This is a genomic window from Clostridiales bacterium (assembly GCA_012512255.1).
Lineage (GTDB): Bacteria > Bacillota > Clostridia > Christensenellales > DUVY01 > DUVY01.
Window position 1 is genome coordinate 1 of sequence record JAAZDJ010000031.1, and the last position, 15989, is coordinate 15989.

Sequence of the window (15989 nt, forward strand, 5' to 3'; positions counted from 1 at the left end):
AGGTAACAAGGCGAGCCGCCCGCTTGGTCAACTACCTCAAAAATATCGGACTCAAACACTTTTATAGGGATTTTCAAAAGGCGGGCGTTTTGGGTTATGGATTCCATATGTTGCGGGCTGTAGCCCGGATTCATTACCAAAAATTCCAGCCCAAAATTTACGGGGCTTCGCCTTTTTAGCTCTTGGAAGCACTTTGCCATCAAAAAAGAATCCTTGCCACCCGAAATACATACGGCTATTTTATCGCCCGAGGATATAAGCCGATACTTGTCTATGGCTTGGACAAAGGGCCGCCAAATTTGGCTGCGGTATTTTTTTATAATGCTTCGTTCGGTTATCGCGTTTTTGTCTAACTGCCTCATTTTTGTCATTATTAATTAAAATTTAGATACTGTCAACCGTTATGAGTTGTTAATAAAAAATGTTATTCCCTTTATTTTTTCGTGAATTTGCTTGCCAAGGTTTATAAATTATTAACTCTTTACAAAATTATTTGCATATGATAATATAATAATGCTTACATGGGGATGTACTGGATTCGACGGGAGAACTTGGCGGCAAAAAAGCATGCAGAAGCGCCGAGCTTCTTTAAAATCGGCAAAAAAAATAAACGCTAACTCTAACACAGAATTAGCATTAGCGGCTTAATTTAAGTCGCCGCCGGCAAACCGCGCCCGCAGCGGTTTGCGCGGGCGTCATAACTTGCGGGGTTTGTTTGGCTGTTTTGTCCTTTCGGTCAAGCGGACTATCAAAAAGGGCTTGTTCGTCCAGATTTCTGGCCGCTAGAAATTGGACGAAGACATAGCTTAGCGGCTAAGCATGTAGAAAGTTGCCAGTCAATTCTTTCGGACCGGGGTTCAACTCCCCGCATCTCCACCAAAAGAAAAGGTCAATAACAATAAGTTGAATGGCTTATAGACCTTTTTTTAATATTAACAAGACTAAAAGTAAATATGGAATGCTATAGATGAAGGGATAATAAATAAAAAAATAGTTTCTGTAGACGAATGTTTTAACGAGAAGTATTATTCTGAAGAAAGTGAAAACTTTAAATGGATAAAATAAATATTAAAGTAAGAAAATTAACGCCAGAGCTAGCCAAAGATTATATACGCTTTTTTGACACAACCCCGCATGACGACAACATAGACGAAAATAAATGTTATTGCGTGTGCTGGTGCAATGATGATTTTGAGGGCAAGGATTTTTCTACGGCAGAAAAAAGAAGAGAATACGCGTATAAATATGTTAAAAATAACAACATTCAAGGTTATTTAGCGTATTATGACGACAAAGTCGTAGGATGGTGCAACGTCAATACTAAGTCAGATTGTTTAAAATGCGAAAGCTGGCGAAAGTTTATGAGCGATGCGCCTATAGAGGATGCTAGTTCTATCGTAAAGGTAAAATCAGTGTTTTGTTTTGTAATAGCGCCTAAGATGAGAAGAAAAGGAGTTGCCACGCTTTTATTAAAACATGTATGCGAGAACGCGGCTAAAGATGGATTTGACTTTGTGGAGGCATATCCTTATAAAGAGCCTACTTTTCAGTCGTCAGATTTTGCCGGCTATGTTGAGATGTATAAAAGATGCGGGTTTTATGTATTTTCAGAAACAGACCAAAGACTCATAATGCGAAAGCGGTTAAAGTAATATCTCGGCTTGCAAAATTAATTAGGCTGATTAAACATAATTTCACAGCGCTTAATTATAGTCCAATTCTTAAATAATATATTGACTTAAGTTTTTTTAGGAAGCTAAAATATTTAAGGCTTATTAGATATTTATATGGAAATGATTTATATGGAATGCGCTAAATTTTGAATTAAGACCTTAGCGGCAAAAAGCATGCAAAAGCGCCGGGCTTTTTAAAAATCAGCAAAAAAATCAAAGACTTAAGCTTTTAAAATATTTTATTATTTAACAAAATATCAAAATATTTCAATAATTCTTCTTTTGAGCAAGGGTTTGGCGATAACAACCAATTTAGACCAATATTTACCACGCCCCCGCTAAAAAAATCAATCAATATTTTTTTAGGAATCGTGTAATTTTTTCTATATTTATTTTTATCAATAAGATGTTCCAAAATATCTGTTGTAGTTGCTACTAAAAACCCAGCCGCCTTTTCAAAGCTATTTTGTTTCAATATCAAAAGAATCTTTTGCCTGTTTTCTTGCACAAAGTCAAAAACTTTGCCTATTAAAGAAATATACATTTCTTTTGGGCTATTATAAGTTTCTTTTTCTATCGCGGATAAAAACAACTCCTCTTTTAATTCGTCTATCACAAATTCTAATAGATTTTCCTTGCTATCAAAATGATTATAAAATGTCGCTCTGTGCACCATAGCCTTTTTGCATATATCCATTACGCTTATTTTTTCAAATGGAATATGCTCCAAAAGCTCAAACAAAGCTTTGCCTAAATATCGTTTTGTTCTTATTAGTCTCAAATCTTTTATTATAGTTTTATTCATGTTATTTTAGAAATTTTAAAAATATTCACAATTTATATAAAAATTTTCACAATTTATACAATATTCTCTTCTTGCGTTCAAATTCATATTATCATATAATATAGACAAGTGTCAACAAACTATACAACTGTCTATTCGGAGGATTTTATGCCAAAAGTAGAAGTTATAAATTTCACAAAAGACTATGGCTATGGTCGCGGGGTTTTTGACATTTCGTTCAATATAGATGAAGGCGAAGTTTTTGGTTTTTTAGGACCTAACGGCTCGGGCAAATCCACCACAATAAGGCACTTAATGGGCTTTAGTAAGCCCGACAAAGGCCTAACAAGAATATTAGGTCTGGATAGCTTCAAGTATTATTATAAGTTTATGGATAAAGTCGGCTATCTACCGGGCGAAATCGCCGTTCCCGAAGGGTTAAATGGCTATGAGTTTTTGGATATGATGAAAAAGCTAAAAAAAGCAAAAGACCAAAAATGGATTGATTATTTGCGCGAAGTTTTTGAGCTTGATCTTTGCGGCGAAATAAAAAGAATGAGCTTGGGCGACAAAAGAAAACTTGCCGTTGTCACGGCGTTTATGAACGACCCGGAAATTTTAATTTTAGACGAACCCACAAGCGGATTAGATCTTGCGACGCAACAAGTTTTTATTGAATTCATAAAAAATGAAAAAAAGCGCGGTAAGACTATTTTGCTATCTAGCCATATATTCAGCGAAGTTGACGTCACCTGCGATAGAATCGCGATTATTAAAGAAGGAAAAATCGTAAACGAGTTTGTTGCCAAAGACCTAAAACATAGCAAAAATAAAAACTATTTGGTTGAATTTAACTCAAGAGAAGACCTAAATGAGTTTTTGGCTGAAAACTCAAACAATCAATTCAAGATAGTAAGCCGAGAAAACAACAGAATAATTATAAACATTGACGATAATCATATCAATTCGTTAATATACGCCTTATCAAGATCCAAATTTAAAGGTTTTAATCATCTAAAAGAAACTTTGGAAGAATACTTTATGAAATATTACAAAGAAGACAAGGACTTTGGAGGGGTTGCCTGATGGAAACAGTAATACAAATAAAAAACCTTACCAAAGATTATGGCTGGGGCAGAGGCGTTTTTGATATTAACTTAAACATTTACAAAGGCGAAATGCTCGGATTTGTCGGCGCCAATGGAGCGGGCAAGACCACGACCATAAGGAATATTATGGGTTTTTTGAAGCCCGACCAAGGCCAAATAACGATTAACGGGCTTGATGCTTGGAAAGACAGCGAAAAGACCAAAAAATTTATCGGCTATGTCCCTGGAGAAATCGCCTTTCCTGACTTGAAGACAGGGAAAGAATTTATAAAATCCCAAGCTGAGTTTTTGGGCTTAAAAGAATTGTCATACGCTAACTTCTTAATCCATAAATTACAGCTTGACCCTAGAGCCAATTTAAAACGAATGAGCAAGGGAATGAAACAAAAAACCGCTATTGTCGCGGCTTTGATGGCCGATCCCGAAATTTTGATTTTGGACGAGGCCTTGACGGGTCTTGACCCGCTTATGAGAGAATCTTTTATAGAGATATTAAAGCATGAAAAAGAAAAGGGCAAGACAATTTTGATTAGCTCTCATTTGTATGAAGAACTCGAAAAAATTTGCGACAGAGTAGCTCTAATAAACAAAGGAAAGCTTATCGCTGTCGCGGATATGAATGAAATTAAAAACAGGGAGATTGCAGAATTCAAAATTGAATTTAACAATAAACAAGATTATATCAATTTCAAAAAATTAAATTATCAAATTATTAGAGACCAGCAAAAATATAGCCAAGTCACGATATCTATTAAAAAGAACGACATTAACAAATTATTTATGGATTTAAGACCGTTTAATGTAAAATTTATCGTCGAGATAAAATACACATTAGAAAAATATTTTAGCGAGATTATAAAAAAGGAGAAAAAACATGATAAGCAAACCGTTGTTTAAACAATCTTGCAAAGCTAACGCCGGGACATGGGTTTTTGTTTCAGCTGTTACTTGCGCAATGCTTATTATAACTATCCTTGTTCTAGGAAATTTAAATGTAAATGAAATTCGTTCGTCAATGACCGATATGTTTGTAAAAGACGCGATAGAGTCAACCATTGAAAAAAATTCGATGACATATTATGATATGACTGCCGCGGCGCTTGAAAGTTATGAATCCAGCTATGATAAATTAAATTTTCTATTAAATGTAGCGTTAGCCGAAGATAGGGATGTTATAATCGCGAATTACAAAACTTTGATAGAAGACGGCTCGGACGACCAACAAGCCCGCCAAGACATACAAACGGAGATGGAATTAAGCGACGAGGAATTTGCTGGAATCAATACCTTGATTGATTATTATTTGGCTCAAGGCGAAGACTATTCGCCGTCCAAAATATCAGAATATATATTGAATCAAATCGCGGACGCCGTATATTTACAAATCTTAGAGGAAGAAGGGCAAGAGGTTGCCAATACCGTCAAAGCATTTATTACAGCGGCTATTAACTCTTTTATAGCTTCGGGAGCAACCGACACGATCGAATTTGCCACAAACTATATTCCCTCGGTCGTAAGCGATGTTTTTCACGAACAAAGTTTTGATTATAACGACGAAAAAATATATGTCTCAAAATACTTTGCCAAAGAAAAAATTAGTAATATATCGTATAACTCGATAGTCTCATATAGAGGCGAGCTTGATATCAAAGAAAAACAGATAAGGGCGAACAATCCCGATTACTCAGACGAACAAGTCGCTCAAGAGTTAGAATCTTATAAGGAAACAATAATCGCCGACAAAAGCAAAACCTTGTTTGACGAGTTGCCCGGCAAAGTTGGTCAGGCTTTGAGCGAACTCGGCAGTATGGATGTTTATGAATTGGTAATAGGCGCGATCTTTTATCGCATAGCGGGATTATTACTTCCTTTAATATTTGTTATTATGACAGCCAATAACTTAATTGCCGGTCAAGTTGATTCCGGCTCTATGGCTTATATCCTTTCAACCCCCACCAAAAGAAAAAAGGTTACCATTACTCAGATGTGCTATTTGATTTTCTCACTATTCTCTATGTTCGTCCTTACCACGATCGCAAGCATGATAAGTCTTGCATCTGTTAAGACTGCGGACATATCTATAACCTACGGACAAATGCTGCTTCTAAACTTAGGCGCGTTTGTAACAATGCTGGCAATTTCGGGTATTTGCTTTTTGGCGTCTTGCTGGTTTAACAGAAGCAAATTTTCCATGTCTATCGGCGGCGGGCTTAGTATGTTTTTCTTAGTGGCGACAATACTAGGATTATTTGGCTCCAGCGTTATTCCAAGCGCGATAAGGATAGATGCTATGAAATACTTTAACTATGTTTCAATTTTGACGCTGTTTGATACAATATCCATATTGTCTGGGACTACGGCTTATTTATGGAAATTTGTTATTCTTATAGCCATTGGCGCTGTTACATATTTTTTAGGCATAAAAATATTTGATAAAAAAGATTTGCCGTTATAATGTAACGCCAAACAACTTCATTATTCTAACGCAACTTACCCAAATCTTAAAAGTCCATAGCGCATGTTATGGATTTTTTGTATTTCATTTTGCAAATTAATTAAATTCTATTAATGTTTAGTTTTTATCAATTATTTGTTATAATTAATATTATGAAACTATCCGATTTTAGATTAGGTCTTGGGACTTGGATGCTGGGGGATAATTCCAAGCTGTATAAGACCGAAAAAGAAGTTATCAAGCAAGCCATAAAAAGCGGTCTAAAAGTAATTGACACCGCCGAGATGTATGGCGAGGGCAGGTCCGAAAGCCTGATTGGCGAGGCCATAAAGTCTTTCAAAAGAAAGGATATATACCTCGTGTCCAAGGTTTATCCGCACAACGCGGGCTTTAGGAATATGGAGAGGTCGTGCCTAAACTCGCTAAAAAGACTGGGAACGGACTACCTTGACTTATATTTATTGCATTGGCGCGGGGGCATTCCTTTGGAAGAGACGGTCGCCGCGTTTGAGCGCCTAAAAGCCAAGGGCTACATAAGGGATTGGGGCGTGTCCAATTTTGATGCGGACGATATGGAAGAGCTGTGGAGTATCAAAAACGGCCCTAAATGCATAGCCAATCAAGTCTTGTATCATATAGGCGCGCGCGGCATAGAATACGATCTAATACCGTGGCTTCAAAAACATAATGTGACACTAATGGCGTATTCACCGCTGGCGAGCAATCCAAGATACAGGCAAGAAATCATCCAAAACCAAGCTATAAAATCAGTCGCCCAAAAACATAACGCCACCGTTTATCAAATAATGCTCGCGTTTGCATTTAGACACCCTAACACCGTTGCCATACCGAGAACATCTTCGCCCGAGCATTTGCGCGAAAACATCCAATGCCTAAACATCCAACTAGACGAACAAGACATGAAACTTATAGATTCAGCGTTCCCTCCGCCTACCCAAAAAACTCCTTTAGGGATTATTTAAGATATTTTAAAAGTAGGCTTTGATAGTTTTTTTTAATATTTAATAAAGGTTTTAAAAAGACTTTAAAGTTATTTATTATTGATTTTTATTTTGTTATAATTTTGTTATAATATAATAAATTTAATATAGCTTTTGTTGATTATTCTTTTTGGTTTTTCTTTTCTTAAGGTTTTAAACAATAAATAATAATTTAGTCATATAATAAAATTATTCCCAAAATAAGCGTTTTTTAAAAACCATTCAAAATGCGGGCTTTTGGTTTTGTTAAAATACTTTTTAAAAGAGGAAAAAAGTTATGGCAAAGAACGAAATACTTGATTTGATTGAAAAAAAAGATTATTTGCAAGTCAAGCAAATACTTACCAATATGAACAGCGTAGATATAGCCGATGTCTTTTCCCAATTGGGAAAGGCCAACCTCGCTGTTATATTCAGGCTTTTGCAAAAAGACAAGGCGGCGGATGTTTTTTCGTATCTTGACCATGACACCCAAAAGCATTTGGTCAATTTGCTCACCGACAAGGAGATAAGCCAGATAATTAACGACTTGTTCTTGGACGATGCGGTGGATTTTTTGGAAGAAATGCCCGCCAATGTCGTAACGCGCGTTTTAAAAAACACCAGCGAAGAGATGCGCGCCCAAATCAACCAATTTTTGCAATACGACAAAGACTCCGCCGGCAGCATAATGACCATTGAGTTTATAGACTTAAAACACGATATCACGGTTGAACAGGCTTTTGACGTAATCAGAAAAAAAGCCTTTGATAAAGAAACCATATATACCTGTTATGTCAAAGACGATACCCGCAGGCTAGTTGGAGTTGTGACGGTAAGAGAACTTTTGCTGGCGCCCAAAGACGCGCTCATCAGCTCGATAATGGAAACCAATGTAATAAGCGCCAAAACAACGGACGACAAAGAAGTCTTGGCCCAGTTGTTTACTAAGTATGGTTTGTTGGCGCTTCCTGTCGTGGACAGCGAAAACCGCTTGGTCGGAATAGTCACAATAGACGACGCGCTTACCGTAATTGAAGAAGAAGCTACCGAAGACATTGAAAAAATGGCCGCGTTGACGCCCGCCGAAAAACCTTATCTCAAAACCAGCGTGTTCCGCCTTGCGCTAAACCGCGTGGTATGGATGCTGATTTTGATGCTGGGCGCCATGTTTACGGGTCTTATAATAGAAGGTTATGAGGCTTCCATAAGCGCGCTGCCTATTTTGGTCGGGTTTATACCTATGCTGATGGATACGGGCGGAAATGGCGGCGCCCAAAGCAGCACACTAATAATTCGCGGCATGGCGGTGGGGGAGATTAAGCCTAGCGACGCGCCCAAAATATTATGGAAAGAACTAAGGGTGGCTTTGGTAATAGGCGTTATTTTGGGCTTATTTGTAATAAGCCGTATAATGATATTTAACAACGACCCTTCAAAATTGGCAATAGGCGATGCGCAAAATTCGCCCCTTAACCTTGCGCTTGCGGTCGCTTTGTCGCTTATGTGCACTATAATTATGGCAAAATTATTGGGCGGATTTTTACCTATAGCCGCGAAGACGCTAAAACTAGACCCCGCCATTATGGCGGCGCCGCTTATTACCACCATAGTGGACGCGCTCTCGCTTTTGGTTTATTTTAACTTCTTGAAACTTTTTATTACAGGGTTATAAAAAAAGCCTAAAAATTATTAATCAATTAAAAAGTCTTTATTTTTTGGGCGCTGAACCCGATTATTTCCAAAAAGCCCTAACAATGCGCTGGTTTTTTCGCGTTTTTTGCAAAAACTAGATGTATGATTAATTGGGAAGATTTTTTGCAGTTTATAACTGGCGCGGGGCTTAGGCTCTTTCAAGCGTTTTTATTGCTGATCGCGGGCTGGTTTGTTATCAAATATTTTACCAAATGGATAACAAGCCTAAAAGGCTTCAAAAAACTTGACATCGGCGCGCAGTCTTTTTTGAAGAGTTTATTGTCCGTTGGCCTAAAAGTAATATTATTTATCTCAATTATCGGCGTTTTGGGCGTGCCTTTGACTTCCATTTTAACGGTTTTGGCAAGCGCGGGGCTTGCCATAGGCCTTGCTTTGCAGGGCGCGCTGTCAAACTTCGCCGGCGGTTTTATGATTTTGATTTTTAAGCCTTTTAAAGCGGGCGATTATATTAACAACGGCGCTAACGAGGGCACAGTAGAATCCATAAATGTTTTTTATACCAAATTGCTGACCATTGACAACAAACTCATAACAATCCCCAACAAATCAATGATTGACACGGCAATAATCAATTACACCGCCCAAGACAAGCGCAGGGTGGACTTGAAAATAAGGGCGTCGCATGAGGCCGATATTGATAAGGTAAAAAAGGTTTTATTTGATATAGCTTACAATCACCCGCTTACCTTAAAAGAACCTTTGCCTTTTGTAAGGCTTTACGCGCATTTGCAAGACTCTATGGAATATATTTTGAGGGTATGGACGCTAAGGGGCGATTATTGGCCCGTATATTTTGACCTTATGGAACAAATCAAAAAAGAGTTTGACAAGGAAGGTATAACCATACCTTATCAACAAATCAGCGTGCATATTAAAGATAAGAATTAATTTTTATCTTATGCGGTTTAAGGCAAGCAAATAAAAATATTTTATTTATTCTTTTTTAATTTTTTTGTTAATTATTTTTTTATAATTTGCCTGATTGACCCATTTGGTCACGCTTTGGATACAATTGTGTTTTTGACGAAAAGCCTTGGCTATTTTGGGCTATAATTTAAGGCATATTGGGATATACTTTTTAGGAAAAAATCATGCGGCTTATTATGGATCCGTTAAAAATAGGCGGCTTGACAGCCTCTTTGCCCGTTGTGCAAGGCGGCATGGGCATAGGCATTTCATTGTCCGGGCTGGCTTCGGCCGTGGCCAACCAAGGCGGCATAGGCGTGATCGCCGCGGCGGGCATAGGGATGCTGGAACGCGACGGCAGGATTAATTACAGGCAAGCGTGCATAAGGCGGCTGTGCCAAGAAATAAGGCTTGCCCGTTCCCAAACCAGCGGGATTTTGAGCGTTAACATTATGGTCGCGTTGACCAATTTTGAGGAACTTGTCAAGACCGCGATAGAGGAAGGGATAGACATAATTTTTGCCGGCGCGGGCATTCCCTTTGATTTGCCGCAATTAATTCCAAAATCGCGCAAGACCAAACTAGTCCCCATAATATCGTCTGCCAAAGCCGCCAGCATGATTATAAAAAGATGGTGGACAAAATATCAGTATGTCCCCGACGCCTTTGTGGTGGAGGGGCCCAAAGCGGGCGGGCATCTAGGGTTTAGAGAGGACCAAATTACTCATCCCGATTACCAATTGGAAACTATCTTGCCCCAAGTAATTAAAGAGGTCAATTCATACAAAGACCAATTTGCCCAAGACATACCCATAATAGCGGCGGGCGGGCTTTGGACAGGCGAGGATATTTTTAATATTATGAGTTTGGGCGCTTCAGGCGTCCAGATGGCAAGCAGGTTTGTCGCAACGGAAGAATGCGACGCTTCGTTAGATTTTAAGAACGCTTATATTAAGGCCCAAAAACAAGACATAGGCATAATCAAAAGCCCTTTGGGCATGCCGGGCAGGGCAATCTTAAACGATTTTACCGCCCAAGCCCAAGACGGCAAAAAAACGCCTTATATTTGCCCTTTCCATTGCATCAAGCCTTGCGATTACAAAAACAGCCCGTATTGTATAGGCTTGGCGCTTGTGAACGCCAAAAACGGCAAATTCAAAGGCGGTTTTGCCTTTGCTGGCGCAAATGCGTATAAAGCCGAAAAGATAGAACCCGTTAAAACAGTTTTCCAAAAACTCAAAAGCGAATACGCCCAAGCCGCAAAAAATATCTCTAAAAGCCAAGCCTTGGCAAGATAAGTTTTTTAAAAATTTATGGGCGGGCGGCTATGGTCCACCACAATAGCGGGGTCAAAAAAATATTTCTTTATCCTTTGCGGATATTTAAGCATAGTAAACCCGTCCATATTAAGCCTTTCGCTTATCAGCATATTGTTTTGGCATTTAATGGACATTTCTTTGTAAACGGGACAAAAAATATTATAGCCTTTGCTTTTTAGATAGCGCGTTTTGGCGTCTTTCATATCAAAATACACGCCAAAAGGCGGGATGTAGATATTGGTTTTGCCCGTAATGGCGGCTATTTGGTTATCCCATTTTTCCAAGTCCTTTTTAAAATCTTCTAAGCCTATGCCTTTTTTAAACTTATTAGAATGGCTAAAGCTGTGGTTGGCGATCAGCCAGCCGCTTTTTTTCAAGGCATTTGCCACTTTTTTTGCTTGGGCTTTTTGGCAGTCGTTTTTTAGCCTGTAACCAAAAACGCCTTGAAAGCCCGTTACGGCGACTATGCCTTTTGCGCCGTTATGCGAAAAATCAGGGTATCGCGCTGCAAAATTATCCAAAATAGGTATCGCGTCGCCTTCCCAATCAACTATCTCGCCCGCGGGCGTTTTGACTATGGCGGCGATTTTGCCGTCTTTGACAACCAGCCTGTCGGCGAAACCGCAGCCTTTCATATAGTCATAATAATTGACATCGTCTATGGATATAACCAAGGGCTTTTTGCCTTTGGGCAAGACCAATCGCTTTTTGGTTAACTGCCCGTTTTTATATGTAATTAATTCGTTAATATCAATGAGAATAAAATTATTGATATAAAGATTGTATAATATCTTTTTAAATTCTTCGCGCGTGGTCATCCAATTATTATAGCCGTTTTTTAAACCGTCCGAAAAAGCAAGCTTTGGATTGATGATAAGGCTATGGAAAAAGATATGATAAACTTTGCCGTCGTAGATTTCATAGTCTTTTGGCAGGTTAAGGTCATCGTCGGCTATTTTTAAGATATTGTTTTGATGTTCCCTGCCGGCCTTGGCAAGCTTTTGGATATTAATATCAAAATTTTGCGCGCTTATTAAAACCGCGACAAAAACAAAAAGCGTTATTATTTTTTTGGCATAGACTCCCATATTAATATTATTTATAATCGCCTTTCAAATTATTAAAATTTTGAAGCATATGATTATCCAAAATGCAAAAAATATAATAAAACTATACAAAAAGGAACAAAAAAAATGAAAAAAGACCCTAAATGGCTTGATTATATGGACGACCGCTATGAAGAACGCGCCAAAAACGAAGAGTATTTTATAAAAAAATCCAAACAAAAACCCAAAAAGAAAAAATAAGACGCCGTATTCTATGGCGTTAAATAGTAACACAAATAAAAAAACGCCGCAATGGCGTTAAACAGAAAAAAACCTATATAACGCCCGTATTATTTAAAAATAAAGCTATGGTTTAGCTTTATTTTTTAGCGTAATAAAATTTTAGGCAAATCCCCAAAAATTATAAGATTATATAATCTTCTTATGGAAACAAAATTATCATAATCGTTTCATAAGAGTTTTTTGATTTTAAACAAAAACCCTAATCCAAAGTTTTCAAAAAACGCCTTAAGGAGTCGCGGTATTCGGGCAGCCTTTTAAATTCGCCCAAATCCAAAGACGACTTGGATAAAACGGTGTATAAAGGATGCTTTGCCAAAGTCGTATAATGTTTTGAATGTATAGGCTTGGGATAATTTTGGCTATTAATGTATTCCGCTATATATTTGGCAAGTTCGTATCTTGAGCATTGGCCTTCGTTGGTCGCGTGATATGTCCCGTATTTATCGGTTTTTATCATTTTCGCGATTAAATTAGCTAAGTCCGCCGTATAGGTCGGGCTGCTTATTTGGTCGTCAACTACATAATAGGGTATTTGGCTTTGGGATTTTTTTATGATGTCTTTTACAAAATTATCGCCGAAATACCCAAAAAGGCAAGATGTTCTTATTATAAAATATTTTTCAAGTATTTTTCTTATAAATAGTTCGGCCTCGTATTTGGTCGCGCCGTAATAATTAATCGGCTTTGGCTGGTCTATAACTTCGTAAGGCTTATCCGATTTGCCGTCAAAAACATAGTCCGAGCTGATAAATGCCAATTTGCAATCATATTTTTTGCATAGTTTGGCGATATTCTCCGTTCCCAAAACATTGACGCGCATGCATAAGTCTTTTTCCAACTCGGCCTTGTCCGCGTTAGTATAAGCCGCGCAATGTATGACAACATCGGGCTTGTGTTTTTCAAAACACCTTTCCAAAGCTTTATAATCCGTTATATCCAAAGCATAGCGCGAAAAGCCTAAGCAATTGATATTATTTTCTTTGAGCGTTTTTATAATGTCTTGCCCCAATTGCCCGTATGCGCCCGTTACCAAAACAGTCATTATATCCTCCCCCTTTTTTTTAAAATCGCTGGCCGCCAAATTTAATGCCGCGTAGACAATTTATTATCGCAGCCCACAAATCCCCTTAATAAATATGTATATGTGCAAGCAGTATTTATTATCCAAATATATGAAAAGAGGTATTTATTAATCAAAAATTAAATTTTTGGGAAATACTTTAAAAAAGCGTTTGGATTTTTGGCTTTGCCTAAATTTTTTCAATGATAAAAACTAAAAGCCCCAAAAAACGCCCGATATTTTTTAGGCGTTTTAATTTACATAGTCTTAGAAATAGTTTTTAATGCGTTTTTTTCCAGCCTGGAGACTTGGGCTTGGCTTATGCCAATTTCTTGGCTTACCTCTATCTGTGTTTTGCCTTCAAAATACCTAAGGTATAAAATCTGCCTTTCCCTTTCGGCCAGCTTTCTTATCGCTTCTTTTAGGGCGACGCTTTCCGTCCAATTTTCGTCCGAGTTTTTTTCGTCGCTTAGCTGGTCCACCAAAGTTATAGTGTCGCCCCCGTCATGATAAACCGGGTCAAAAAGCGAGACAGGGTCGCTTATAGCGTCCAAAGCGTATACGACTTCCCTCAAAGGCATGTCAATGGCGGCGGCTATTTCTTCCATTGTCGGCTCGTTGCTGCATTTTAGTTCCAGTTCTTCTCTTGCCTGAAGCGCTTTATACGCCGTGTCCCTCAAAGACCTGCTTACCCTTACGCTGTTGTTGTCCCGCAAAAACCTTCTTATCTCGCCTATTATCATAGGCACGGCGTAAGTGGAAAACCTGACATTAAGCGACATATCAAAGTTGTCAATGGCTTTTATAAGCCCCACGCATCCGACCTGGAAAATATCGTCAATATTTTCTTTTCTGCCCATAAACCGCTGGACAACACAAAGCACCAATCTCATATTGCCTATAATAAACTCTTGGCGCGCCTGCTCGTCGCCGCTTTTGAGTTTTTTCATTAAGTCGTTAATTTCTTGATTTGTCAATTTGGGAAGGGTGGAAGTGTCAAGCCCGCAAATTACAACCTTTGCCATATATCCTCCAAAAAATCTCGTATGGAATATAGTTTTGGCTTAACTAGCGGCTTTTATACTTAGGGAAAAATTATTTGCCTTTGGCTTCACAAAAAGCAAAGTTTAGACATATATAATCTACTAAGGGTTTTTTAAGGAAAAATGGAAATACAGCTATCGTTTTGCGAACTAAGAAAAAAAGACGTGGTCAATTTGATTGACGGGCGCAAGCTAGGCAGGATAATTGACATTATTTTTGACATTAAGGGGCGCGTTGAGGGCTTTTTGGTGCCCGGATTTAAAAAATGGGCTTTTTTTAAGGCGATGGATAACATCTTTATAAGATGGTGCAACATAAAAAAAATCGGCGAGGATGTTATTTTGGTGGAACTTAGACCCTCTTTCCACTCGGCAAGGCCCAAGGGCTGCGAATGCCGCCATTTCCACGACAAAGGCTTCCACGACAAAGGCAGGCACGACCATTACAGCAAAGAAGATTTATGCGTGGACTTTTATCCCAATAACGACGGCTACGCTGCCGACAAACAAGACGACGACAGCTACTATATAAACCCCCAAAACACGCATTCTTAAATATCCTTTAAAAAACAGCGTTTTAAGGATCAAGCCCCAAAAAACGCGCGTTCATAAATTTTTTTAAAATAATCCCAAAAATTTTTTAAAAAATCCCCAAAAAAATCTATTTTTTAAAAAATCTTTTTAAAACTTTTTGGCTGATAAAGGCTATATTATTTTTTTCTTTTTTTTATATATCAAATAGTGTATAATTAAAAGAAAAAGGTCGAATAAAGATGAAATGTCCGTTTTGCGGCCACACTGAAAGCAAAGTCGTTGACAGCAGAGCCACAGACGAAAACAATTCTATAAGGCGGCGCAGGGAATGCCTTGAATGCAAAAAGCGCTTTACGACTTACGAAACCATAGAAACCACGCCTATTTTAGTTATCAAAAACGGCGGCAACCGCCAGCCTTTCAATCCCGAAAAGATTAAGCTAGGCATCATTAAGGCGTGCGAAAAGCGTCCCGTTCCTATGCAAAAAATTGACGAACTCGTGGAAGGCATAGTCAAAAAGATTAACAACTCAATGCTAAAAGAAATCCCCTCCAGCCAAATAGGCGAAATGGTTATGCAAGAATTAAAAGAAATTGATGAAGTGGCCTATGTCCGCTTTGCCTCCGTGTATAGAAAATTTAAAGATATCAACACTTTTATGGACTTTATAGAAGAGGCCGAGCTAAAAAAATAATTAGTCTTTAGATTGGTGGGATTATATGAAACCAAGTTATATTGCCGCTTTGGACCAAGGCACAAGCAGTTCAAGATGTCTTATTTTTGATAAAAGTTGCAACGTAGTCTCAAAGTCCCAAGAAGAGTTTAGGCAGATTTTTCCCAAGCCCGGCTGGGTGGAGCACGACCCCGACGATATAGCCAACACTCAAATTAATGTTTTTTTTTGACGCGCTAAAAAAAGCCAATCTAACCGCGCGCGATATCGCGGCCATAGGCATTACCAATCAGCGCGAAACCGTCATCGTTTGGGACAAACACAGCGGCAAACCCGTCCACAACGCTATCGTATGGCAATGCAGGCGCACCGCCGATATGATGGAGC

Annotated in this window: 15 protein-coding genes, 1 other RNA gene and 1 pseudogene; 12 read left to right on the plus strand and 5 right to left on the minus strand. The window is 38.4% G+C overall.

Annotation, left to right across the window (positions count from 1 at the left end; all coding sequences use genetic code 11):
* Positions 1-362: tRNA 2-thiocytidine biosynthesis protein TtcA (locus tag GX756_01465; GenBank protein NLC16534.1), on the minus strand; the 362-nt coding region annotated here is incomplete at its 3' end.
* Positions 363-523: 161 nt separating this feature from the next.
* Here GX756_01465 and ssrA point away from each other — a divergent pair.
* Both ssrA and GX756_01475 read left to right on the plus strand, forming a co-directional pair.
* Positions 524-879, plus strand: a transfer-messenger RNA (tmRNA) gene (gene ssrA, locus GX756_01470).
* Positions 880-1061: 182 nt separating this feature from the next.
* Positions 1062-1652: a GNAT family N-acetyltransferase gene (locus tag GX756_01475; protein NLC16535.1), complete on the plus strand. Its 591-nt coding sequence runs from the start codon at positions 1062-1064 to the stop codon at positions 1650-1652.
* 250 nt (positions 1653-1902) lie between these two features.
* Here GX756_01475 and GX756_01480 read toward each other — a convergent pair whose 3' ends face one another.
* Positions 1903-2415, minus strand: a complete 513-nt coding sequence (locus GX756_01480) for a TetR/AcrR family transcriptional regulator (protein NLC16536.1) — start codon at positions 2413-2415, stop codon at positions 1903-1905.
* A 210-nt stretch (positions 2416-2625) separates the two neighbouring features.
* On the opposite strand from GX756_01480, the gene GX756_01485 reads away from it, so the two are divergent.
* The 7 genes from GX756_01485 to GX756_01515 all read left to right on the plus strand — a co-directional run bounded on the left by GX756_01485 (position 2626) and on the right by GX756_01515 (position 10921).
* Positions 2626-3543 (plus strand): ATP-binding cassette domain-containing protein, encoded by a 918-nt coding sequence (locus GX756_01485; protein ID NLC16537.1) that lies wholly within the window; start codon positions 2626-2628, stop codon positions 3541-3543.
* The gene (locus GX756_01490) at positions 3543-4463 is read left to right on the plus strand and encodes an ABC transporter ATP-binding protein (GenBank protein ID NLC16538.1); all 921 of its coding nucleotides are present in this window, start codon (positions 3543-3545) and stop codon (positions 4461-4463) included. The genes GX756_01485 and GX756_01490 overlap by 1 nt, the downstream gene beginning before the upstream one ends.
* Positions 4441-6021: an ABC transporter permease subunit gene (locus GX756_01495; protein NLC16539.1), complete on the plus strand. Its 1581-nt coding sequence runs from the start codon at positions 4441-4443 to the stop codon at positions 6019-6021. Before GX756_01490 ends, GX756_01495 begins: the two co-directional genes overlap by 23 nt.
* Positions 6022-6173: 152 nt before the next feature.
* Positions 6174-7004, plus strand: coding sequence for an aldo/keto reductase (locus GX756_01500; protein ID NLC16540.1), 831 nt, complete (start codon positions 6174-6176; stop codon positions 7002-7004).
* Positions 7005-7299: 295 nt separating this feature from the next.
* On the plus strand, positions 7300-8676 hold the full coding sequence (mgtE, locus tag GX756_01505) for a magnesium transporter (GenBank protein ID NLC16541.1): 1377 nt from the start codon (positions 7300-7302) through the stop codon (positions 8674-8676).
* A 143-nt stretch (positions 8677-8819) separates the two neighbouring features.
* Entirely contained in the window at positions 8820-9605 is a 786-nt protein-coding gene (locus GX756_01510) for a mechanosensitive ion channel (GenBank protein ID NLC16542.1), read from the plus strand.
* A 215-nt stretch (positions 9606-9820) separates the two neighbouring features.
* Positions 9821-10921 carry a nitronate monooxygenase gene (locus tag GX756_01515; protein ID NLC16543.1) on the plus strand — a complete coding sequence of 367 codons (1101 nt, stop codon included), beginning with the start codon at positions 9821-9823 and terminating at the stop codon, positions 10919-10921.
* A 5-nt stretch (positions 10922-10926) separates the two neighbouring features.
* Here the strand turns inward: GX756_01515 and GX756_01520 are convergent, their stop codons facing one another.
* The 3 genes from GX756_01520 to sigG all read right to left on the minus strand — a co-directional run bounded on the left by GX756_01520 (position 10927) and on the right by sigG (position 14376).
* Positions 10927-12030: a polysaccharide deacetylase family protein gene (locus GX756_01520; protein NLC16544.1), complete on the minus strand. Its 1104-nt coding sequence runs from the start codon at positions 12028-12030 to the stop codon at positions 10927-10929.
* A gap of 460 nt (positions 12031-12490) precedes the next feature.
* Positions 12491-13333 carry a dTDP-4-dehydrorhamnose reductase gene (rfbD, locus tag GX756_01525; protein NLC16545.1) on the minus strand — a complete coding sequence of 281 codons (843 nt, stop codon included), beginning with the start codon at positions 13331-13333 and terminating at the stop codon, positions 12491-12493.
* 275 nt (positions 13334-13608) lie between these two features.
* Entirely contained in the window at positions 13609-14376 is a 768-nt protein-coding gene (sigG, locus tag GX756_01530; GenBank protein ID NLC16546.1) for an RNA polymerase sporulation sigma factor SigG, read from the minus strand.
* A gap of 141 nt (positions 14377-14517) precedes the next feature.
* Between sigG and GX756_01535 the strand changes: the two genes are divergently transcribed.
* The 3 genes and pseudogenes from GX756_01535 to GX756_01545 all read left to right on the plus strand — a co-directional run bounded on the left by GX756_01535 (position 14518) and on the right by GX756_01545 (position 15989).
* Entirely contained in the window at positions 14518-14949 is a 432-nt protein-coding gene (locus GX756_01535; GenBank protein ID NLC16547.1) for a YlmC/YmxH family sporulation protein, read from the plus strand.
* Between the two features lie 218 nt (positions 14950-15167).
* Positions 15168-15623 carry a transcriptional repressor NrdR gene (gene nrdR / locus GX756_01540; protein ID NLC16548.1) on the plus strand — a complete coding sequence of 152 codons (456 nt, stop codon included), beginning with the start codon at positions 15168-15170 and terminating at the stop codon, positions 15621-15623.
* A gap of 25 nt (positions 15624-15648) precedes the next feature.
* Positions 15649-15989: pseudogene (locus tag GX756_01545) on the plus strand (glycerol kinase).